Origin of the sequence: Lacibacter luteus (genome assembly GCF_004118265.1) — a bacterium.
GTDB lineage: Bacteria > Bacteroidota > Bacteroidia > Chitinophagales > Chitinophagaceae > Lacibacter > Lacibacter luteus.
In genome coordinates this window covers 207,446-229,651 of the sequence record NZ_SDHW01000006.1, presented here as the reverse complement: position 1 = coordinate 229,651, position 22,206 = coordinate 207,446, and the positions used below count along the sequence as shown (strand labels likewise).

18 protein-coding genes are annotated in these 22,206 nt (G+C 40.7%); 16 read left to right on the top strand and 2 right to left on the bottom strand.

What is annotated here, in order from left to right; translation table 11 throughout:
* Positions 1–53: 53 nt before the first annotated feature.
* On the bottom strand, positions 54–608 hold the full coding sequence (locus ESA94_RS17630) for a YqgE/AlgH family protein (protein ID WP_129132259.1): 555 nt from the start codon (positions 606–608) through the stop codon (positions 54–56).
* Between the two features lie 157 nt (positions 609–765).
* On the opposite strand from ESA94_RS17630, the gene ESA94_RS17625 reads away from it, so the two are divergent.
* The 14 genes from ESA94_RS17625 to ftsZ all read left to right on the top strand — a co-directional run bounded on the left by ESA94_RS17625 (position 766) and on the right by ftsZ (position 19,469).
* Positions 766–2,094 (top strand): sensor histidine kinase, encoded by a 1,329-nt coding sequence (locus ESA94_RS17625; protein WP_129132258.1) that lies wholly within the window; start codon positions 766–768, stop codon positions 2,092–2,094.
* A gap of 521 nt (positions 2,095–2,615) precedes the next feature.
* Positions 2,616–3,065, top strand: a complete 450-nt coding sequence (gene mraZ, locus ESA94_RS17620) for a division/cell wall cluster transcriptional repressor MraZ (protein WP_129132257.1) — start codon at positions 2,616–2,618, stop codon at positions 3,063–3,065.
* Between the two features lie 14 nt (positions 3,066–3,079).
* A complete protein-coding gene (gene rsmH / locus ESA94_RS17615) occupies positions 3,080–4,036 on the top strand; it encodes a 16S rRNA (cytosine(1402)-N(4))-methyltransferase RsmH (protein ID WP_129132256.1) in 957 nt (318 codons plus the stop codon).
* Positions 4,037–4,097: 61 nt separating this feature from the next.
* Positions 4,098–4,424 carry an FtsL-like putative cell division protein gene (locus ESA94_RS17610; protein ID WP_129132255.1) on the top strand — a complete coding sequence of 109 codons (327 nt, stop codon included), beginning with the start codon at positions 4,098–4,100 and terminating at the stop codon, positions 4,422–4,424.
* Complete coding sequence (locus ESA94_RS17605; RefSeq protein WP_129132254.1) at positions 4,424–6,529, top strand: penicillin-binding protein; 2,106 nt, start codon at positions 4,424–4,426, stop codon at positions 6,527–6,529. The genes ESA94_RS17610 and ESA94_RS17605 overlap by 1 nt, the downstream gene beginning before the upstream one ends.
* Positions 6,529–7,995 carry a UDP-N-acetylmuramoyl-L-alanyl-D-glutamate--2,6-diaminopimelate ligase gene (locus ESA94_RS17600; protein ID WP_129132253.1) on the top strand — a complete coding sequence of 489 codons (1,467 nt, stop codon included), beginning with the start codon at positions 6,529–6,531 and terminating at the stop codon, positions 7,993–7,995. Before ESA94_RS17605 ends, ESA94_RS17600 begins: the two co-directional genes overlap by 1 nt.
* 69 nt (positions 7,996–8,064) lie before the next feature.
* Positions 8,065–9,342: a phospho-N-acetylmuramoyl-pentapeptide-transferase gene (mraY, locus tag ESA94_RS17595; protein ID WP_129132252.1), complete on the top strand. Its 1,278-nt coding sequence runs from the start codon at positions 8,065–8,067 to the stop codon at positions 9,340–9,342.
* A 232-nt stretch (positions 9,343–9,574) separates the two neighbouring features.
* Positions 9,575–10,915 carry a UDP-N-acetylmuramoyl-L-alanine--D-glutamate ligase gene (gene murD, locus ESA94_RS17590; RefSeq protein ID WP_129132251.1) on the top strand — a complete coding sequence of 447 codons (1,341 nt, stop codon included), beginning with the start codon at positions 9,575–9,577 and terminating at the stop codon, positions 10,913–10,915.
* A gap of 109 nt (positions 10,916–11,024) precedes the next feature.
* Entirely contained in the window at positions 11,025–12,266 is a 1,242-nt protein-coding gene (locus tag ESA94_RS17585; RefSeq protein ID WP_205756006.1) for an FtsW/RodA/SpoVE family cell cycle protein, read from the top strand.
* Positions 12,263–13,357, top strand: a complete 1,095-nt coding sequence (murG, locus tag ESA94_RS17580; RefSeq protein ID WP_129132250.1) for an undecaprenyldiphospho-muramoylpentapeptide beta-N-acetylglucosaminyltransferase — start codon at positions 12,263–12,265, stop codon at positions 13,355–13,357. The genes ESA94_RS17585 and murG overlap by 4 nt, the downstream gene beginning before the upstream one ends.
* The gene (murC, locus tag ESA94_RS17575; RefSeq protein WP_129132249.1) at positions 13,354–14,724 is read left to right on the top strand and encodes a UDP-N-acetylmuramate--L-alanine ligase; all 1,371 of its coding nucleotides are present in this window, start codon (positions 13,354–13,356) and stop codon (positions 14,722–14,724) included. Before murG ends, murC begins: the two co-directional genes overlap by 4 nt.
* 7 nt (positions 14,725–14,731) lie before the next feature.
* Positions 14,732–15,898, top strand: coding sequence for a cell division protein FtsQ/DivIB (locus ESA94_RS17570; protein WP_129132248.1), 1,167 nt, complete (start codon positions 14,732–14,734; stop codon positions 15,896–15,898).
* 204 nt (positions 15,899–16,102) lie between these two features.
* A complete protein-coding gene (gene ftsA / locus ESA94_RS17565; protein WP_129132247.1) occupies positions 16,103–17,503 on the top strand; it encodes a cell division protein FtsA in 1,401 nt (466 codons plus the stop codon).
* A 91-nt stretch (positions 17,504–17,594) separates the two neighbouring features.
* Positions 17,595–19,469: a cell division protein FtsZ gene (gene ftsZ / locus ESA94_RS17560; RefSeq protein ID WP_129132246.1), complete on the top strand. Its 1,875-nt coding sequence runs from the start codon at positions 17,595–17,597 to the stop codon at positions 19,467–19,469.
* Positions 19,470–19,615: 146 nt separating this feature from the next.
* Here the strand turns inward: ftsZ and ESA94_RS17555 are convergent, their stop codons facing one another.
* A complete protein-coding gene (locus tag ESA94_RS17555; protein ID WP_129132245.1) occupies positions 19,616–20,023 on the bottom strand; it encodes a hypothetical protein in 408 nt (135 codons plus the stop codon).
* 465 nt (positions 20,024–20,488) lie between these two features.
* Here ESA94_RS17555 and ESA94_RS17550 point away from each other — a divergent pair, with 465 nt between their 5' ends.
* Together ESA94_RS17550 and ESA94_RS17545 are read left to right on the top strand one after the other, a co-directional pair.
* Positions 20,489–21,226 (top strand): hypothetical protein, encoded by a 738-nt coding sequence (locus ESA94_RS17550; RefSeq protein WP_129132244.1) that lies wholly within the window; start codon positions 20,489–20,491, stop codon positions 21,224–21,226.
* A 98-nt stretch (positions 21,227–21,324) separates the two neighbouring features.
* Complete coding sequence (locus ESA94_RS17545; protein ID WP_129132243.1) at positions 21,325–22,167, top strand: hypothetical protein; 843 nt, start codon at positions 21,325–21,327, stop codon at positions 22,165–22,167.
* Positions 22,168–22,206: the final 39 nt, after the last annotated feature.

The following is a 22,206-nucleotide window of genomic DNA, read 5'->3' as shown; positions in this document are numbered from 1 at the left end:
AGTCCTGAGCGGTAGTCGAGATGGACGTTTACAAGCGAAATAAAAAACAACAATCAATTTAACTGCGGATCAATAGGATAGTTCACCAGTTGTGCGTACTTGCCACCCATTGCCTGCAACGAATTTTTCCAGATAAGATCTGTTTCTTTTTCAAATACAAGCTGGTTCGAAGCCTTAACGGTCAACCAGCTTTTTTCTTTCAGTTCACTGTCAAGCTGTCCATTGCTCCATCCGCTGTAGCCTAGATAAAAACGGATCTTGTCCAGGTCGAGTAAACCCTGTCTCAACAGTGTTAGTACAATATCAAAATCACCACCCCAGAAAATATCTCTGGCAATTTCTTGACCACCGGGTATTTCGCCGGGTAGTTGATGAAGAAAATGAAGTGTGTCCATTTGTACCGGCCCTCCATAATACACCGGCACTTCAAAACCATCAATATCAGTTATCAGCTGGTCCAGTGTTTGTTCAAACGTACGGTTAATTACAAGGCCGAATGTTCCGGTGGCATCATTGTGTTCACAAAGAAGAACCACTGTTCGCATAAAATTAGGGTCTCGAAGAAAAGGATCAGAAATCAACAATATGCCACTTGCAGGGTCTATCATAACATTAATATACTAAGGAAAATTCAAATTTCCTTCTTTTGAAAATGTAATGTAAAAGGCACGTTAAAAAGACTGCTTGTTTTTAAATCGGGGATTTCCTTTAATTTTCAAGGGTATTTTTGCACACTGCCGAAATTGTATAACAGGAACACAACACATGAAGAAAACATTTCCCGTAATTATTGCTTTGATCACTTTATCGTTGATGGGTATTATCTATATCCAGGTATCGTGGTTAAAAAACCTTGCACAGTTGCGGGAAGAACAATTGAAGGAAAAACTGTCGACCGTTATTCAACAGGTGGGCGATGAATTGGTAATGCAACGAAGCGATGCGTTTAATAATCTCGGCCGTATGCCTGGTATGAAATTCCCCGGCGATGGCTATGATATTTACAAACAGTTTTCGGTTACCAATCGCTTTACATTGTATGAGATTAAAGAGAAGTTGCAGAAGGCCTTTCAACGACAAAACTTAAAAGATACCAAGTTTGAATTTGCTGTTGCAAGTGATAACGTGTTTGGGCATTACGAACTAAAGTCGCAACAGTTTATGGATATGGCAATCGATACGGTACATAACCTGAAAGTATGGTATCCGTTGGTTGCTGCAAGCGGAACGTATCTCGAAAGTCTTGCACCTGATGAAGTGTTTGTAATTGTGGTGCCCGACGTAAAAAATTATGTTATCCAATCGTTGGGTTGGATGATTACCGGTTCATTGTTGTTTACACTCATCATCATCACAGCATTCTTCTTAACCATCCGTACGTTGTTGCGCCAGAAAAAACTGGGCGATATGAAAAACGACTTCATCAATAACATGACGCATGAGTTAAAGACTCCGCTTGCAACGATTTCACTGGCAGTAGATGCGTTAAAGAGTGAAAAAGTGTTGAGCAATCCTGATAAGCTCAGCTATTTCACTACCATGATCAAGGATGAAAACAAACGCATGAACAAACATGTGGAACAGATTCTGCAGGCTGCACAAATGGAGCGACAGGAAGTGCAATTAAATCTGCGTGAACTGCATGTACACGACATCATCAACAAAGTATTAAGCAACCTGCAGTTACAGATAGAAGAGAAACAGGGCAAGGTAGATGTACAGCTCAACGCCACAAACGATGTAATGGATGCAGATGAAGTACACCTCACCAACCTCATCAACAACCTTGTTGATAATGCATTGAAATATTCCAAAGACGATTCATTCCGTTTAAATATCGCTACACGTAATGCAGGCAAGTTCATCCGCATTACTGTAGAAGATCATGGTATAGGCATGAACAAAGAAACACTTACAAGAGTGTTTGAAAAATTCTACCGTGCACATACAGGTAATGTACACAATGTAAAAGGTTTTGGTTTAGGCTTGAGCTATGTAAAAACAATGGTGGAAGCACACGGTGGTAAAGTAAAAGCCGATAGCGTTGTTGGTAAGGGCAGCACGTTTACAGTTGAGTTACCGTTGAAGAAGTAATCATTTCTTCGCAACTGGTATTACCAGTTTCAATCCGCTCCATTGTTCTGTAACAGCACATTCTATACTAACGTTACTACCACTCGCTTTTCAACTTGCGAAACAACATCAGCATTATTTTCGAATCCACACCAATCAGTAAAAACAACAAGGTGTCTGACATCTGCGTTGTCCTGATACCACAAACTCTCTGAAATTCGGAGATTGGTATCAGGACGTTGCTAAACGTCAGATACCTCGATAAAGTTTTTTCATTCAGGATTGATGTTGCACAAGATGAGTTGTAGAGTAGTCTGCTCTGGCAATTCGTTTAATTCACATTTAGCCTTCGTTTATCCACGGGTTATTCACCGCAATTCACATCTCTGTTCACCAAAAAAGCAATGGTTTTCCCCTGAAACCCTTTACCGTAAAGGCATAGCGGTTTGTGGAAAAAATAAAAACTTTCACTTTTGGTTTGAAAGTGGGAAAAAGTGTTATTTTGTGTGTAAATGTGTAGGTTTAGTGTCAAAATCGTTTAAATGATTGGTTTTCTGGGAGAATATGAGGTAACGCTCGACGTAAAAGGTCGATTCCTGCTCCCGGCTGGCTTTAAAAAGCAGATGCCGGAAGAGTGGAATAGCCAATTTGTGGTAAGTCGTGGCCTCGATTCCTGCCTCACGTTATACCACATGAAGCATTGGGAACCCATTTTCACCCAAATAAGTTCTTTAAACGATTTCGATCCGAAGGTAAGGCAATTCCAACGCTTCTTTTTGAACGGAGCTACAACGGTGGAACTGGATTCTGCAGGTCGTTTGCTCATCCCCGCTCAGTTGAAAGAATATGCAGGGCTCGATAAGGATGCGGTGTTGTTTGCCAAAGGAAACAAGATAGAAATATGGGATAGTAATAAGTACAAACAGTTCTTTGAAACCCTTTCAGCCAGCGATTTCAGCAACCTGGCGAGTGAGGTGATGGTGAAACTTTAGGCACAGCAAGAAGTATGGCGAAACAAAAACACATACCAACTGCTGATGAAGGCCAGGCCAATCAGCAACAGGATGTTTATCATGTTCCTGTAATGTTGAATGAAACGGTGGATGCTCTGAACATACAGTCCGATGGGGTGTATGTTGATTGCACATTTGGTGGCGGTGGGCATAGCAGGGAAATATTAAAGCGATTGGGAAAGAACGGTAAACTGGTTGCTTTCGACCAGGATCCCGATGCCAAACGAAATCTTCCCGATGATGAACGCATTGTTTTTGTGCCGCACAACTTTAAACATCTGTCACGCTTTTTAAAACTCAACGGCTTTTCAAAAGTGGACGGTGTAATGGCCGACCTTGGCGTTTCCAGTCACCAGTTTGATGAAGGTGCAAGAGGTTTTTCTACAAGGTTCGATGGTCCGCTCGATATGCGGATGGATCCATCGCAACCCGTAACCGCCGCAACCATCCTTCAAACTTACTCGCAACAGCAGCTGCATAAATTGTTTGAACAGTATGGTGAGGTAACAAATGCAAAAACGCTTGCAGCAACAATTGTTCAGCAGCGCAGCACCAATCCGTTTCAAACCATTGAGCATCTTAAACAGGCATTGCAACCGGTTGTAAAGGGTAATCCCAATAAATATTTCGCACAGGTATTCCAGGCATTGCGTATTGAAGTGAATGATGAATTAGGTGTATTGAAAGAATTGTTAGAGCAGTTGCCTGCGGTACTGAAACCCAAAGGCCGTGCGGCCATCATTTCCTTTCATTCGCTGGAAGACAGATTGGTTAAAAACTTTTTTAAAAAGGGAAGTTTTGAAGAGGAATCGTATAACCCTTTCGACAGGGAAGTAAAGGAACAAGTGTTTCACATTCTCTCAAAAAAGCCAATAGAAGCTTCGGCCGAAGAGCTGAAGCGCAACTCAAGATCAAGAAGTGCACGGCTACGTGTAGCCGAAAAACTCTAGACCCATTGTAAAACACAAGCATAAACAAAAACAGATAACGGGAAAAATTACAAACAAACCAATGGCAGTAAAAGAGCCGAAGATTGATGTAAAAAAGTGGTTCAATTACCAGTGGATCGTTCGCAACGTTCCATACTTTCTCTTTCTCTCTGTACTGGCGATCATCTACATCGCCAATGGCCATTATGCCGATAATACAATCCGGAACATTAACAAAACAACCAAAGAATTACGTGAGCAGGAGTATGAGTATAAAACACTCAACGGAAGATTAATGTATCAAAACCGTTTGAGCGAAGTGGCAAAGGCAACAGAAACAATTGGTTTAAAAGAAAATATTCAGCAACCCATCAAATTAACAGACAGTACAAAGCTGAAAGAAAATTAATGGAAGTAAAGAAAGACATATTGTGGCGTGTTTACCTCGGTTTTCTCGGACTGGGTGTATTTGGCTTCCTTATTTTGGGGAAGGCTTTTTACACACAACGTTTCGAGGGAAGCTATTGGAAAAGCATGGGCGATAGTCTGCATACAAAGATCCTTGATCTTGCTGCTGAACGTGGTACTATTTACAGTGAAGATGGAAGTATGCTCAGCACATCTTTACCACAGTTTGATATTTACATCGACTTTGGTGCCGATGGTTTGCGTGCAAAAGAAGGAAAGAATTTTTATGAGAATGTTGATTCGTTAAGTATTTCTCTTGCAGGGTTGTTTAACAATAAAACTGCTGCTGAATATAAAAAGGAATTGAAGCAGGCTTATAAAGACAAAGAGCGTTATTATCAGCTGCATAAAAAAGTATCGTTCGAAGAGTATAAAGAGTTGCGTGCTTTTCCATTGGTGCGTTTGGGCCGTAACAAAAGTGGTTTTATTGCTGAAGTAAAAACAAAACGTTTAAATCCTTTTGGTGAATTGGGTTTCCGTACCATTGGATTGTATCGTGAAAATTCGAAACTGGTTGGTTTAGAACGTTCGTTCGATAGTGTGTTGCGTGGTACAACAGGTAAACGTTTGGTGCGCTACGTAGCAGGCGGTGTGTTAATGCCGGTTGAAGGTTTTGAAGTAGAACCTGAAAATGGCGATGATGTGTACACAACCATTGATGTAAACATTCAGGATATTACCGAGCGTGCATTAATGCGTACAATGACTACCAATGAAGCATTGGAAGGAACATGTATTGTAATGGAAGTGGCAACAGGAAAAATCAAAGCCATTGCAAACCTTGGCCGCACACCTGAAGGACAATATTTCGAAACAGATAATTATGCGTTGCGTACTTCCGAGCCGGGTTCAACCATTAAACTGGTTACATTATTAGCTGCATTGGAAGATAAGCATGTAACCATCAATGATAATATTGCCATACACGGTGGTCGTTGGAATTTGAATGGAAGAACAATTGTAGACGATCATCATGGCCCTGAAGTAACAAATATTAAAACAGCGTTTATTCAAAGCTCGAATGTTGCAATGAGTAAACTTGCCTATCAATATTATACTGGCAAACCAAAAGAGTATTACAAACATTTTACAGCACTTCATCTCACTTCAAAAACAGGTGTTGAATTAAATGAAGAGTTCAGTCCGCTTATTCGTAACCCCAATAAGGTGAAACCAAAGAACTGGCACCCGCAAACATTGGCATCGTGGGGCTTTGGATATGAATTGATGGTGTCGCCTCTGCAAATGTTGATGGTGTACAATGCTGTTGCCAACAATGGTAAGATGATGAAGCCTTACCTGTTGAACGAAATAAAAAGTTACGGAACAATTATTCGCAAAAACGAACCTGTTGTATTAAACGAAGCTGTTGCAGGCGAAGCAACCATTAAACAATTGCAGGAATGTTTGGCTGCGGTTTGTACAGATGGTACAGCACGTAAACAATTTGAAACCGCTCCTTACAAAGCAGCAGGTAAAACAGGTACAGCAAAAGTGAACGATGGTAAATATAAATATCGTGATGGTGTGTATCAATCTGCCTTTGCAGGATACTTTCCGGCCGATGCACCGAAGTACTCCATTATTGTAGTGGTGAAAAATAAACCGCATGCAGCCAACTACTATGGTGGTTCTGTAGCTGCACCGGTGTTTAGAGAAATTGCCGATCACTTATATAAATACAGCATCGACAAACAGCAGCCCTTGCAATTGCCGGTACAGGATTCAATGCTGTACACATTTGCAGGTTTAAAGAAAGAAGTAAACAGTATTGCCACACAGTTTGGCTTTACTTATGCCGATCAGTTGGCAGGCAGCTGGCGACGTTCGTACTTAAAAAATAAAACAGTGCAATCACAAACCGTACAAACATCGAATGCAGTAATGCCCGATGTAAAAGGTATGGGTTTGAAAGATGCTTTGTATGTACTGGAAACAGCCGGTATGAAAGTACAGGTAACAGGAAGAGGAAGAATTGTAAACACGTCTGTTGCTGCAGGTGCGCCTGTTGCGAAAGGACAGGAAATCATGTTGTATCTCAATTAATGGCGGAGTTAAAAGACATATTGTACAAAGTGCATCTGCGCAGCGTTCACGGATCAACAACAGTTGATGTGAACGATCTGCAGATCGATTCACGCCATGTAAAAGCAGGTACCTGCTTTATTGCAGTAAAAGGTGTTTCGGTTGATGGGCATGCATTTATTGCGAAAGCAGTTGAGCAAGGTGCATCAGCAATTATTTGCGAACAGTTACCGGAGCATTTGAAGGAAGATGTAACCTACGTACAGGTTGCCAACAGTGCAGAAGCGGCCGGTTATATAGCTAACGAGTTCTTTGGAAGTGTTACAACACAAATGAACGTAGTGGGTGTTACCGGCACAAACGGAAAAACAACCATTGCAACATTATTATACAAATTGTTCAGCGGTTTAGGTTACCGCTGCGGATTGGTTTCTACGGTGCAGTATCATGTAGGCGATAAAGTTTATCCTTCTACACATACTACTCCCGATGTTATTAATCTCAACAGTTTATTAAAAGAAATGTATGATGCAGGTTGCACGTATGTGTTTATGGAGTGCAGCAGTCATGCTATACACCAGCATCGTATTACCGGTATTCATTTTACCGGGGCTTTGTTCAGCAACATCACCCACGATCACCTCGATTATCACAAAACTTTTGATGAATACATCAAAGTTAAAAAGAGCTTTTTTGATGGATTAGGTAAGGATGCATTTGCAATCAGTAATAAGGACGATAAGCGGGGTGAAGTGATGTTGCAGAATACAAAAGCAAAAAAACTGTACTACGGTTTAAAGAACCTCGCTGATTTCAAAGGCAAGATCCTTGAAAACGGATTAACAGGTTTGCAGATGATGGTGAATAATGATGAAGTGCATTTTCGGTTGATCGGTGAGTTTAATGCATATAATCTGCTGGCAGTTTATGGTGCAGCAGTATCGATGGGTGAAGACAAACAAAAAGTGTTGCAGGTATTAAGCAGCATTACAGGTGCAGAAGGAAGATTTGACTATATCATTTCTCCCAACCATTTAATACTCGGCATTATTGATTATGCACATACACCCGATGCGTTGGAAAATGTATTAGGAACTATTAAGAAATTAAGAAGAGGACACGAACAGATTATTACGGTTGTTGGTTGTGGTGGCGATAGAGATAAAACCAAACGTCCGGTAATGGGTGAAGTGGCTTGTGAATTAAGTGATAAGGTGATTTTCACCAGCGATAACCCACGCAGCGAAGATCCGTTGGAAATTCTTGCTGATATGGAATACGGGTTGAGCAGCGCAGCAAGAAGAAAATTTATTTCCATTGCCGATCGCAAGGAAGCAATTAAAACAGCAGTAAGTCTTGCAAAGAACGAAGACATTATTCTGATTGCAGGTAAAGGACACGAAAAGTACCAGGAGATCAAAGGCGTAAAGTATGCGTTTGATGATAAACAGGTACTGGAACAAATGTTTGAACTGTTAGAAAGATGAATGATGAGTAATCAGTGATGAGTAAGTATTCAGGACTCACCACTGACGATTCACGATAAAAAGAAACACATGTTAAAGAACTTATTTGATTGGTTGAACAGCATCGGAATTAAAATGCCGGGCGACAATCTGTTTCAGTTCATCACCAGCAGGGTGATGCTGGCGGTATTGTTATCGCTGATCATTTCAACGGTGTTTGGTAAAAAGCTCATCAACTACCTGCGTAAAAAACAAGTAGGTGAAACCGTTCGTGATTTAGGATTGGCGGGTGAGCAACAAAAGAAAGGTACACCAACCATGGGTGGTCTTATCATCATACTTGCAATTGTAGTTCCAACCCTTTTGCTGGCCGATGTAAGTAAGGTTTATATTCTGTTGATGTTGTTTGCAACTGTATGGATGGGACTGATTGGATTTATTGATGACTATTTAAAGATACGAGCCAAGCGAATTGCTCAGGAACAAGGCATTGCTTATAAGAAAGGTGATAAAGATGGTTTGGCAGGTTGGTTTAAAGTTTTAGGGCAAGTGGTATTGGGTATTGCCGTTGCAACAACGCTGATGTTTAACGATTCGGTTAGTGCTTACCGTGAGTTTACAGGCACAACTGTTCCGGCAAATGCCGATACAATTGTGGTAAAACTTAATGGAAAAGAACGTGTAATGGTTAAGGCAAACGAACCGGTTACAACAATTCCTTTTGTAAAAAGCCATGAGTTCAATTACTCAAAGCTGTTGCCGAAGGCAATGCGTGGTATAACCTGGTTGATATATGTACTGGCTGTCATCTTTATTGTTACAGCTGTGTCAAACGCATCCAACTTAACAGATGGTATTGATGGTTTGGCAACAGGAGTATCTGCCATTATCGGTATTGGCCTTGGCATTTTTGCTTATGCCAGTGGAGATTCACGACTTGCAGAATATCTCAACATATTGTATGTGCCGGGTATTGGCGAGCTGTCCATTTTTATTGCAGCCATGATTGGTGCATGTATCGGTTTTCTCTGGTACAACTCTTACCCTGCGCAGGTGTTTATGGGCGATACAGGAAGTTTGATGTTGGGTGGTGTAATTGCATCGCTTGCGTTTTTAGTACGTAAAGAATTGTTGATTCCGATTTTGTGTGCGGTGTTTTTTGTAGAAACACTGAGTGTAACACTGCAGGTAAGTTATTTCAAGTATACCAAAAAGAAATATGGTGAAGGCAGAAGGATTTTCTTAATGAGTCCGCTCCATCATCATTATCAGAAAAAAGGATTTCATGAAAGTAAAATCGTAACACGTTTCTGGATTGTAACCATCCTCTGCGTTGCGTTTGCGATTGTAACACTCAAAATCCGGTAAAGAGGTTTTTGAAAAACCACCCCTGGTTTTCAATCCTTACCCATCCAATCCTGTGTAAGACCAACAGTGTCCAATGTCTGTGAACCACCGAAGGATCGAGTACTAACCCATACTTGTGAAGAACCTTCTTTTATTTCTGCCGAAATGAAAGAAAGGAGAAAACCAAAATCCAAAAAGAAGTTACTGGTTGCAGGTTACCAGTAACAGGTAACAGGCAACCTGCAACCAGCTTATGGCACACAAATGTTACATACTAGGAGGCGGCGAAAGTGGAGCAGGCGCAGCTATTCTTGCAAAGAAGCAGGGGTATGATGTATTTGTGAGCGATGCAGGACCTATCAAAAACATTTATAAAGAAGAGTTGCGGGAGTATGGAATTGAGTTTGAAGAAAGCATGCACAGCGAAGAGAAAATTTTAAGTGCAGATGAAATTGTGAAGAGCCCCGGTATTCCTGAAAAGAGTGAGATGATGAAGAAAATCCGAAAACAGGGCATTCCGGTCATCAGTGAAATTGAACTTGCGTATCGCTTTAAAGGCAGCAGTAAAATACTTGCTGTTACGGGAAGCAACGGCAAAACAACTACAACATCATTGGCTTATCATATCTGCAAACATGCAGGTGTTGATTGTGCATTGGTAGGAAACATCGGTATCAGTATTGCCAAACAGGTGGCACTCGATCCAAAGGAAGTGTATGTAGCAGAGATCAGCAGTTTTCAGCTCGATGATATTAAAGAGTTCAAAGCAGATATTGCTGTGCTCACCAACATCACCGAAGATCATTTAGACCGGTACGATTACAAGTTTGAAAATTATATCAACGCAAAATTCAAGATCACGAATAACCAAACAGCAAACGATTCTTTCATATACTGTCCGGACGATCCGGTAACAGCAAAATATTTAAAGAAACTTACTCTCCAATCAAACCCATTACCATTCACCATGAAACAAGAACCGCAAAAAGGCGCTTTTATTAAAGACGGAACAATGACGATTGCAGTAAACGACGACAAACTCACTATGAGTGTCGACGATTTTAAGATCAAGGGTAAACACAATCAATACAACACCATGGCAGCAGGTATTGCAGCGGCTACGTTAGGTATCCGCAAGGAGAAAATAAGGGAAGCCGTTACTACGTTCGAGAGTCTTGCGCATCGGATGGAGATGGTGGCAATGGTAAAAGGAGTGGAGTATGTGAACGACAGTAAAGCTACCAACATCAACTCTACCTGGTATGCGTTGGAAAGTATGACCCGTCCAACTATCCTCATCTTAGGTGGTGTTGATAAAGGAAATGATTACGAAGTGTTGAAAGAACTGGTGAAGGAAAAAGTAAAAGCAATTGTTTGTCTTGGGTTAGATAACAGAAAAATTCATGAAGCATTTGGCGATACTGTTGCCTTGATGGTAAATACCACAAGTGCAGAAGATGCGGTGAAAGCAGCGTATCATTTTGCAGAAAAGGGTGATGCTGTATTGCTGAGTCCTGCATGCGCAAGTTTCGATCTGTTTAAAAATTACGAAGACAGAGGCGATCAGTTTAAGCAAGCGGTAAGAAATCTGTAAGCACAAGTACAAAGTTAGAAGTACGAGGTACGAAGTAAGAACTAAGAAACCAAAGCGTGCTCAGCAACAAGAAACAAGAAACAAGAAACGGAAAACAAGAAACAAGCTTTTGAATCAAATCGCAAACATATCATCTAAATTTTCACCGGCAGGGCTGCGGGATAAAACCCGTGGCGATAAAGTGATCTGGGCAATCGTGGTTGTATTGTCGCTGGTAAGTTTATTGGTGGTGTATAGTGCTACTAATTCATTGGCGTATAAATTATACAAAGGCAACACATTTGTTTATTTGTTTAAACAGATTGCATTCATCACACTTGGCATCATCATTGTTTATTTTGCACATCGTGTAAACTATACTATTTACTCAAGGGTGGCAAAGATGTTATTCTACATCTCCATTGTATTACTCATTTATACATTGTTCTTCGGTGCAAAAATCAATGATGGCAGTCGTTGGATAAAGCTGCCCATTATTAATCTCACAGTGCAAACATCCGACATTGCCAAGCTGGCTTTGTTCATGTATTTGTCGAGATTGTTATCGAAGAAACAGGATGTGATCAAAGATTTTAAGAAAGGCTTTCTGCCGTTGATGATGCCGATCGTTGTTATCTGCGGATTGATTGCACCAGCTAATTTATCAACCGCATTGCTTACCGGGGCAACAAGTATGTTGTTATTGTTCATTGGTCGTGTAAGCTTTAAGCATATTGCATTGGTTGCAGCTGCGGTGCTGGTGCCTGTAATTATTCTTATTTCCATTGCCGGTGCTTATTACGATAAGGCTGAGGGAAAAACAAAAGAACTGCCTGCGGTTTTATCTGCAGGGCGTATTCCAACATGGATCAAACGTGTGCAGGATTTTATGTATGCAGCAAAAAGCGAAGCACCTTACCAGGTGCAACAGGCAAAGATCGCTGTTGCAAAAGGTGGTTTGTTCGGTCTTGGTCCGGGTAACAGTGAGCAACGCAATTTCTTACCGCATCCGTATTCCGATTATATCTATGCCATCATTATTGAAGAGTATGGGTTGATCGGTGCTTCGTTCATCGTGTTTATTTACATGGTGTTTTTGTTCAGGAGTATACGGTTGTTCAGAAAATGTCCGTATGCATTTGGTGCATTCCTGGCATTGGCCTTAAGCTTTACATTGGTAATACAGGCCATGACGAATATGGCGGTGAATGTGGGTTTGTTTCCCGTAACAGGTGTAACACTTCCATTGGTGAGTATGGGTGGTAGTAGTTTTCTGTTTACGTGCTTAGCAATCGGAATTATTTTAAGTGTTGCAAGAAATGTAGAAGATGCAGAAGGTTCGGCAGAACCTGCAAAGGAGGAACTGGCATGAGTGTGAAAGTGATTTTAGCGGGAGGTGGAACCGGTGGACATATTTTTCCTGCCATCGCCATTGCCAATGCCATTAAAAAACAACAACCCGATGCAGAGATTTTGTTTGTAGGTGCAAAGGGAAAAATGGAAATGGAAAAAGTGCCGCAGGCCGGCTACAAAATAGAGGGGTTGGATATTGCAGGTTTTAACAGAAGTTCTTTGATAAAAAACATCGGTTTGCCGTTTAAGTTGTTAAAGAGTTTTTTCCAGGTACGTACCATCATTAACAATTTTCAGCCCGATGCAGTAATAGGTGTAGGTGGTTATTCCAGCTTTCCGGTATTGCGTTTTGCGCAAAGCAAAGGCATTGCAACGTTCATTCACGAAAGCAATTCGTTTGCGGGCAAGAGTAATATCCTGTTAGGAAAGAAGGCAACGAAAGTATTTGTGGCGAGTGATAAGATGCAAAAGTTTTTTCCTGCAGAGAAGTTGATGATCACAGGTAATCCAGTTCGTTCTGCAATTGCACATGCAACTGTAAGTAAGGAAGAAGGTTTGAAGTTCTTTGGTTTGAATACGGAGAAGAAAACAGTGCTGGTGGTTGGTGGAAGTCTCGGTGCAAAAAGTATTAACGAAGCCATTGATGCAGGTATCGATCAGTTTCAACAAAACGATCTGCAACTCATCTGGCAAACAGGTAAACCTTATGCTGCACAAGGCAAAGCCAGCGCAAACGGAAAAGCAAATGTGTGGGTAAACGATTTTATTAAAGAGATGGAGAACGCATACGCTGCAGCTGATGTGGTGATCTCAAGAGCAGGCGCCATGGCCATTGCGGAGATCTGTTTGGTAGCAAAGCCTGCTGTATTTGTGCCGTTTCCTTTTGCGGCAGAAGATCATCAAACAGTAAATGCACAGCATTTGGTTGAGAAGCATGCAGGGCTGATGGTGAAGGATAGTGAAGCAAAAGAAAAATTAGTAAGCAGCATCATTGCATTGGCAAGGGATGAAGCAAAGCAAAACGAATTGAAACAAAACATTGCAAAGCTGGGTGTAGATAATGCAGACACAGTAATTGCAACAGAAGTATTGAAGTTGATAAAGAAATGATTCAGTTGAACGATATAAAAGCAGTGTACTTCGTAGGAATTGGTGGCATTGGTATGAGTGCACTCGCAAGGTTCTTTAATGAGAAGGGAGTGAAAGTAAGCGGTTACGATAAAACAGTAACGCCGCTTACATCGCAACTGGAAGCTGAAGGAATTGCGATTCACTACAGCGAAGAAGTAGAATTGATTCCGAAGGATGTGCAGTTAGTGGTTTATACACCTGCTATTCCGAAAGAGCATAAAGAGTATCAGTATTATCTGCAAAACGGGTACAGTGTAGTAAAGCGGAGTGATGTATTGCAGATCATTACACAAAGTTCTTTGAACATCTGCGTAGCAGGCACGCATGGTAAAACAACTATCAGTACAATGACGGGGCATTTGCTTCGCCACAGTGGTTATGGTTGCAATGCGTTTCTCGGAGGTATTGCGGTGAATTATAACAGCAACTTCTGGGCAAGCGATAATAATGTTTGTGTGGTGGAAGCTGATGAATACGATCGTTCTTTTCACAAACTGAGTCCTGATGTTGCAGTGATCACCGCAATGGATCCTGATCACTTAGACATCTATGGAACTGCTGAAGCAATGGAAGAAGCCTTCATCGAGTTTACTCGTAAGATCAAACCCGGTGGCTGGCTCATCAGCAAACATGGATTGAAGCGATACAGTGATTTGGTTGCAGATAATCATATCACCTATCATCTCAACAATACAAATGGAACTGTACATGCAACGAATTTGAAAGTGCAAAACGGCAGTTATGTTTTTGATGTAGTGTTTGGCGATTGGTTATTGAAAGATGTGTTATTGAATGTTGGTGGATTGCACAATGTAGAAAATGCATTGGCTGCTATTGCAGTTGCACATATACTGAAGATCGATGATGAAAAAATAAAAGCAGCGGTTGCAGCTTTTAAAGGAGTGAAAAGAAGATTTGAATATGTGATTGCGCCGGGTGAAGGAGAGGTAGTGTTTGTTGATGATTATGCACATCATCCTGAAGAACTGAGAGCGTTGATTACCGGAGCAAGAAGTTTGTTTGGAGACAAGAAACTGGTGTTGGTGTTTCAGCCCCACCTGTTCACAAGAACAAGAGATCTGGCCGATGGGTTTGCAGCCAGTCTGGATATGGCAGATGAAGTAATTCTGTTACCGATTTACCCGGCACGTGAATTACCCATTGAAGGTGTAACAAGCGAGCTCATCTTAAACAAGATGAAGCTGGAGAAGAAAGCGATTCTAACGAAAGAGGAATTATTGAATAGTGTGAAGTTAAAAGTGGATGCTAACAGTGTATTTGTAACAGCAGGAGCAGGCGATATTGATGCGTTGTTGCAGGAATTAAAAAAGACGATCGAAGCATAATTATACAATGAGCAGTAAAAAGTTTTCGTGGAAAAAGTTGATGCTGGCCATGCTGTGGACAACAGTAGGGGCATGCACAATTGTATTGCTGGTTGCTGCTGCCCGCAATCAAAACGGAAAGCGTTGTAAAGATGTACTGGTGAAAATGAAAGCTGTTGATGGTGTGGAATATGTAAGCAAAAAGCAAATTCTGAAAACCATTTCCGGCGGCCGACCTGATTTAATGAAAGGTCAGCTGGTAAAAACATTCGATCTGCAACAGCTGGAACAATTGCTGGAACGCAACCTGTGGATCCGTAATGCCGAACTGTTCTTTGATAATAATGATGTATTGCATGTTGATATTACTGAACGTGAACCGGTGGCGAGAGTATTTCGTACAAATGGTCAATCGTTTTATATCGACGACTTAGGTGAGCAATTACCTGTAACCAACGACCAGGTTGCACGTGTGCCTGTATTTACATCGTTCCCTACAGAAACAACTGCTGCACGTACAAAGGATAGTGTGCTGCAACAGCAGATAAAGGAAATGGGACGGTTCATTTTACGTAACGATTTCTGGATGGCGCAGGTAGAACAGGTAAACATCAGCAACTACGAATTTGAATTAGTACCAAAGCTCGGCAATCACATCATTAAGTTTGGAGCAGCAGAAAAAATTGAACCGAAGTTTAACCGCCTGCTGTTGTTCTATAAACAGATCATGAACAAAACCGGATGGAATTATTACAGCGCATTAGATGTGCGTTTCGATAAACAACTTGTTGCAGTGCGCAGAGACAGTGCAAGTCTGTTTGCAAGTTTAGTAGTTGAACAAAATAATTATCAGGTTAACACTGCTGTTGATACCGGTTATGCTGCAACAGCAAATACAAAACCTGATAGTTTGCTTACCTCTGGGATCTATAAGAGTGAACCAACACCTACAGAGCCCGTTTTAAAGTCCGCTACTGTGAAACCACAAAACCAAAATCACAATGCTTTGAAAAACCAACTCCCTACCCCCTCAACAGGAACCAAGGTACAGGGAGACAAGGCACAAGACAAAAAGGCCAATGTGCAAAGTCCAAAACCCAAACCAAAAACCGAAGAAAACAATGTCCTTAACGAAGCTAAAAGCCAACCTGTGAAAAAACAACCTAAGGCAGTGATGAAGAAGAGGGATCAATGATGAGTAATGAATGATGAGTGATGAGAGAGTAAATCCCCTCCAGGGAGGGGGAGCAAGCTGTTACACAGGAGATAGGTAAATGGGGTGGGTTAACGAGGAGAGTTCGAAGAACGATGAAGTGAGTGACACAACGAAGATGAATAAAGTACAAAAGTTGATAACCATAAAAAACAAACACGCACACAACTAAAACAACATACAACTATGACAACGGAATCACCCACAAACGGAACAGCAACGAACGGGCAGGCTGTCAATAACAATCCCATTATTGTGGGGTTGGATATTGGTACCACCAAGATCGCTGCTATTGCCGGACGCAAAAACGAATTTGGTAAATTGGAAATTCTCGGCTTTGGTCGTGCAAACTCCAGCGGTGTACAACACGGCATGGTGTTAAACATCGATCAAACCATTAAAGCTATTGAGCAGGCTTTACAAAACTGCTATGCGAGCAATCCGAACCTTGAGATCAACGAAGTATATGTAGGTATTGCAGGCCATCATATTAAATCATTGCAAACACGTGGCGATATTGTTCGTCAGCAAAACGAAGAAGAAATTTCGCAACGTGAAATTGATCAGCTCATCGGCGATCAATACAAAACCTATATTCCTGCAGGCGATCAGATCATTGATGTAATACCGCAGGAATTTACAGTGGATAACTTTCAGAATATTCCTAACCCGATTGGGTATAGTGGCGTGAAAGTTGGAGCAAACTTCCACATCATCACCGGCGATAAAAATGCTATCCGCAATATCAATCGCAGTGTTGAGAAAAGTAATTTAAAAGTGAGAGATCTCGTATTGCAGCCGCTTGCATCTGCAGCAGCTGTAATGTGCGAACACGATCTTGAAGCAGGTGTTGCCATTGTTGATATTGGTGGTGGTACAACAGATCTTGCTGTGTTTTATGAAGGTATTTTAAAACATACTGCAGTAATTCCGTTTGGTGGTGAAAACATTACCAACGATATTAAAATGGGATTAGGTGTGTTGCGTACACAGGCCGAACAAATGAAAGTGCAGTTTGGCAGTGCGTTGGCCGATGAAGCAAAAACAAATGCATTCATCACTATTCCGGGAATTCGTGGTATGCAGCCGAAAGAGATCAGTGTAAAAAATCTTGCACACATCATCCAGGCACGTATGAGCGAGATCATGGATTTTGTAACCTATCATTTAAAGCAGGTTGGTTTAGATAACCGTATGCTCAATGGTGGTATTGTGTTAACAGGTGGTGGTTCGCAATTGAAACATTTGATTCAGTTAACAGAATATGTAACAGGTTTAAATGCAAGAATTGGTTTTCCAAACGAGCATCTTGCATCCGGACATATTGATGAGTTGGCGAAACCAATGTATTCAACCTGTATTGGTTTAATTCTGAAAGGATACAATGTTTATGAAAATACAGAGAACAAACTGAAGGGCATAGAAATAAAAGAAGAACCAGTTGCAGAAGTTATACAGGAGTACAACGAACAAACCGATACGCATGTTGTTCGTGTTAAAAAACGCAAGAGCCTGAAAGGATTTATGGATAGCATTAAAGACGGATTGATCGATTTGTTTAACGAAGAAGAAGACAGGAAGCTATGAGTGATGAGTAAGTAGTGATGAGCAATTCATTCACTATTGACCATTCACCATTCACAACAAAAACTTACTAACCCAGCAAACCCGGAAAGTTATGATACATTTTGATCTGCCAAAGGAAAAGTCATCCATCATTAAAGTAATTGGTGTTGGTGGCGGTGGTAGCAATGCAGTTAATCACATGCATGCTCAGATTATTGAAGGCGTAAATTTTATTATTTGTAATACAGATGCACAGGCTATTGCAACCAGCATGGTGCCAAACAAAGTGCAGTTAGGTCCGCATTTAACACAGGGCCTTGGTGCAGGTGCCAATCCTGAAATTGGAAGGCAGGCAACCGAAGAAAGTTTAGAAGAATTAAAAGCAATGTTGGAAGTAAACACCAAGATGGCGTTTATTACTGCCGGTATGGGCGGTGGTACAGGTACAGGTGGTGCACCCATCATTGCAAAAATCTGTAAGGATCTTGGCATTCTTACTGTAGGTATTGTTACAACACCATTTAGTTACGAAGGAAAGAAACGTATACAACAGGCAGAAGATGGTATTGGCCGTTTGAAAGATTATGTTGATACATTGCTTGTCATCAGCAACGATAAACTGCGTCACCAGTTTGGTAATTTGAAAATGAAAGAAGCATTTTCAAAAGCTGATAACGTTTTGGCAACTGCAGCTAAATGTATTACTGATGTAATTAACAGCACCGGCCAGATCAATGTTGACTTTGCCGACGTTTGTACAGTAATGAAAAACGGTGGTGTAGCTATACTTGGTAATGCAAGTGCAAATGGCGACAACCGTGCACAACGTGCAATTGAAGAAGCACTCAACTCACCATTGCTGAATGATAATGATATTCGTGGTGCGAAGTGGATCCTCATTAATATTAACAGTGCTGAGAATGAGCACGAGTTTACAATGGATGAAGTAGAGATCATTCAAAACCATTTATTATCGCAAGCCGGCGAAAACACAGATGTAATTCTTGGTTTAGGTTACGATAATACATTGGGCGATAAAATTGGTATTACATTAATTGCAACAGGTTTTGAAGCAAAGAATCCGTTTGATAAAAAACCTGCTGTTGTAGAAGAAGTAAAACCAAAGGTTGAAAAGATTGTAATGACCTTGGCCGAACCTGAAAAAAAAGCATACTCACAACCCGCTCTTTTTACGGAAGAGCCGAAGCCTGTTCCAGCGCCTGCTCCGGCTCCTGTTGAAGTTGCGCCTGTGGCAGAGAAGGTAAATCTGCAACCTGTATTGGTAACAGAAACTCCTGTTGCAAAGGTTGAAGAAAAACCGGCTCCGGTTGTTGAAACAGAAAAGATCGAGTTTGTATTAGAGCCGCTTGTTACGCCAATGCAAACAGTACAACCGGAAGTAAAAGTTGAAGAGCCTGTGTACGCTGCGCCTGTTGCGCAAACACAATCGGTAATTAAACAGGAAGTTGCAGAGGTAAAACCGGTTACTACAGGTGGGTTTCTGAAAAAACCTTCCATCATTTATGTAGAAAAAGAAGAAGAATCCATTCCGGAAATAAAGGCCGAAGAAAAACCGGTTGCAGCTCCAGTACAGTTGAATATTGTTAAGGACGATGAAGAATCGTTCGATATGCAGCTGGTGGAGAAAAAAGAACAACCAACGGCGGAGAAAGAGCCTCGGGCCGATCAAAATGTTCATCTTGCTTTTTCGGAAGAGCCTCCGGTAACGGATGAGGCAGAAGAGCAACGGAAAAAAGCTGCAGATCGTTTACAGAAGTTGAGAAACCTCTCGTTTAACATCCATGCCGCTGATCCGAACAATGAGTTTGAAACTGTGCCGGCATACCTCCGCCGTAATTTAGAATTGTATAATACTATTTCGCCTGCAGAAAATTTCTACAGCAATTATACTGTTCAAAGCGATGAAAACAACCAGGCACAGATCAATACCATCAATACATTTCTGGATGGTAAAAAACCCGATTAATGCATAGCTCCGTGCTTCAGCATGGAGAGAAATTTAGTTTTATAGTTGTAAGGTGAATTTTTAGACCCTTTGCGTTTTATTAGTTGTGTAAAAGCCCCTCCATAAAGAGGGGCTTTGTTGTACATAAACCTTAAACAGAGAAAATACTAAACATGCATACGGGAGAAAATAATACCTGCAATCAACGCCTGGAAAAATCCATACAACAACCACGAGCCTACTGTTAACAACGAAACATTGATTGCGCTGTATAATATAATTAACGAAGGAAGTGTTGCTATAGCTGCATAGATCAGTGCCATTTCAATTCCCTGCATTAATGCATTTCCTTTTAATAACGATTTAAATCTGTTCCAGAACCAGGCTAAACCAAAAGCTAATAGTACAGGGTGCACATAATAAAACATATTGCGGCTTTCATCGTTCACAAATGCAGGGCTGTAATATTCTTCGGCTACTTTCGGTAAAAGCACGGGCATAATCAATATACATATGTAAGCAAAAGCGAGTAATGCAACACTGGCTACAAGACCGGAGCTGATGATTTTTTTCATACGTGATGATTTAACAGCGAAAATACTTTGCACGCCGAAATCCGGAACTAACAATGGTAAGAAAATGAACTGATCGTAGTCATTTGTTATCTCAAAGACGGATAACTTTTTTGAAGAAAGATAGAAAGAGTACTGTTTGATGTGAAAGTATAACCTGTTATATACGACAAGGTTTAATAGCTGGATTTCGATAAAGAAAATTTATTTTTTTTGAAAATTTTTATAGCATTCACTTCATGTTCTTGTTCTTCTGAAAGCTTGTTATGCATTGATTATTAATTGAAATTGCATGCTCTTCATTTTAATGTGTAACAAAAAAATCGATTGGCATGCTTTATGCAAATGCAAGAATAAAGAGGTTGAAAATTTTTATCAACAGATTTAAACCTCGCAAAAAAACACCCGTCAATTAATCCGTTAAAAGCAAAGCGCTTTTAATTTTTAATCATCTAAAAACAACTCTGTATGAAGAACAGTATGAAAAAAGTAATGATCGCATTTGGTGCAATTGTAATTACAAACGCAGTAATGGCCCAGGTTAATGTAAATCTTAACAGTACAACAAGTGCAGTTACAAAGGCTACAGTAAGTACAACAAAAGTAGCAGATGCCGTAAGTAAAACAACACAGGCTACAACACGAGTGGTTAATGCAACAGGTAAAGTTGTACAAACAACAGCAAATGTTGTAACAAAAACCACGGGTAACGTTACAGCACAAACAAATGCAGCTGCCAATGCAACAGCAAAAAGTAACAATGCTTCCGTTAAAAATGAAACAGCGGTTGATGCTAAGGTAAAAGCAGAAACCAATGCCAAAGAACAGGCAAATGGTATGGCAACAGAAGTTAAAGAAGAAGTTGTAACAGAAGCAAAAGGTATACGCACAACTGCAAAGGAATTGCGTAACGAAGTAAAGCCTGGCTTAAACGTTAGCAGCAATACAAACACCAATACACAAGGTGAAGTTAGCTCTGAGAACGGTGCATTGAATGGTGGCATTAACAGCAGTACAAATGCTGAAGCCGATGTAAAAGTAAAAACTGATGAAGCAAAGCAAAAAGCAGATGCCGCAAAACAAAAAGCAGCAGAAGCTAAACAGAAAACAAAATCATCGGTTGAAAAAGTAAAGAAAACGAAAGTAGAAGTAAAAGCTGATGCTTCGGCCAGCAGTACTACTACAACAAGTACCGGTAATAATTAATTCAACTGTTTCAGTTGTGTGATTGGTGATTAGTGACCGGACATAAGAGTCCCGTACGACGGGACTCTTTTTTTAACCCTTTACCAAAACGTAAATCCATGAAAAAGATAATTCAGTTACTGGTAGCATTTATCTTATCACTGCATTTTTTTGTACAAGCGCAAGACAGTACAGATAAGCGTAAACCCGTGTTTGCTGCCAACATTGCACACCAGAGTTATGTACACTTTCTTGGACGTTCGGATAGTTTGAGCAGCAATGCTACTTTGCCGATTGTAAGCTACCAGCTTAAAAACGGATTGTATGCACAAGGCGCAGCAATTTTTATTGCAAACAGTGCAACTCCTTTTCAATATACAGGTACAAGTGTGGAAATGGGCTATCGTTTTCCGCAGAACGATAAGTTTTCAGGAAATGTTTTTCTATCCCGATTTTTATATAAAGACCAATCGGTGTTGGTACAGTCGGCGTTAAAATACCAGGCAGGTGTAAATACCAGCTTTCAAAATAAAATAATCAATATAAATCTGGGTGCCGATTTAAAATTCAGCGATAAAACAGATGTGGGTGCAACAGCAGGCATCGATCATTTATTTATCATTAAACTGAAAGAAGGTAAGCCAAGAGCATTTGCAATTAATCCTACACTTACTGCATATGGCGGTACACAGCGATTTACCGAAACTTATCAGCAAAAACAAAATACCGGTATTGGCGGCTTGCCAATTGGAGGCAATCCACAAACAACAACAGCTACAAGAAACGTAAACACATTTTCACTTCTTGCTTACGAATACACAATGCCGTTGGTGTTGGTGGTTGGAAAGTTTAATGCAGCATTAAGTCCTTCGTATGTAATGCCACAAAATATTCTTACATCCAATGGTGAGTATGGACGAAATCGTTTTTATGTAACGGCAAGTGTAGGCGTTCGATTATAACGAATCTTATTCCCTTAAATATATAAATGCCCTGGAGAC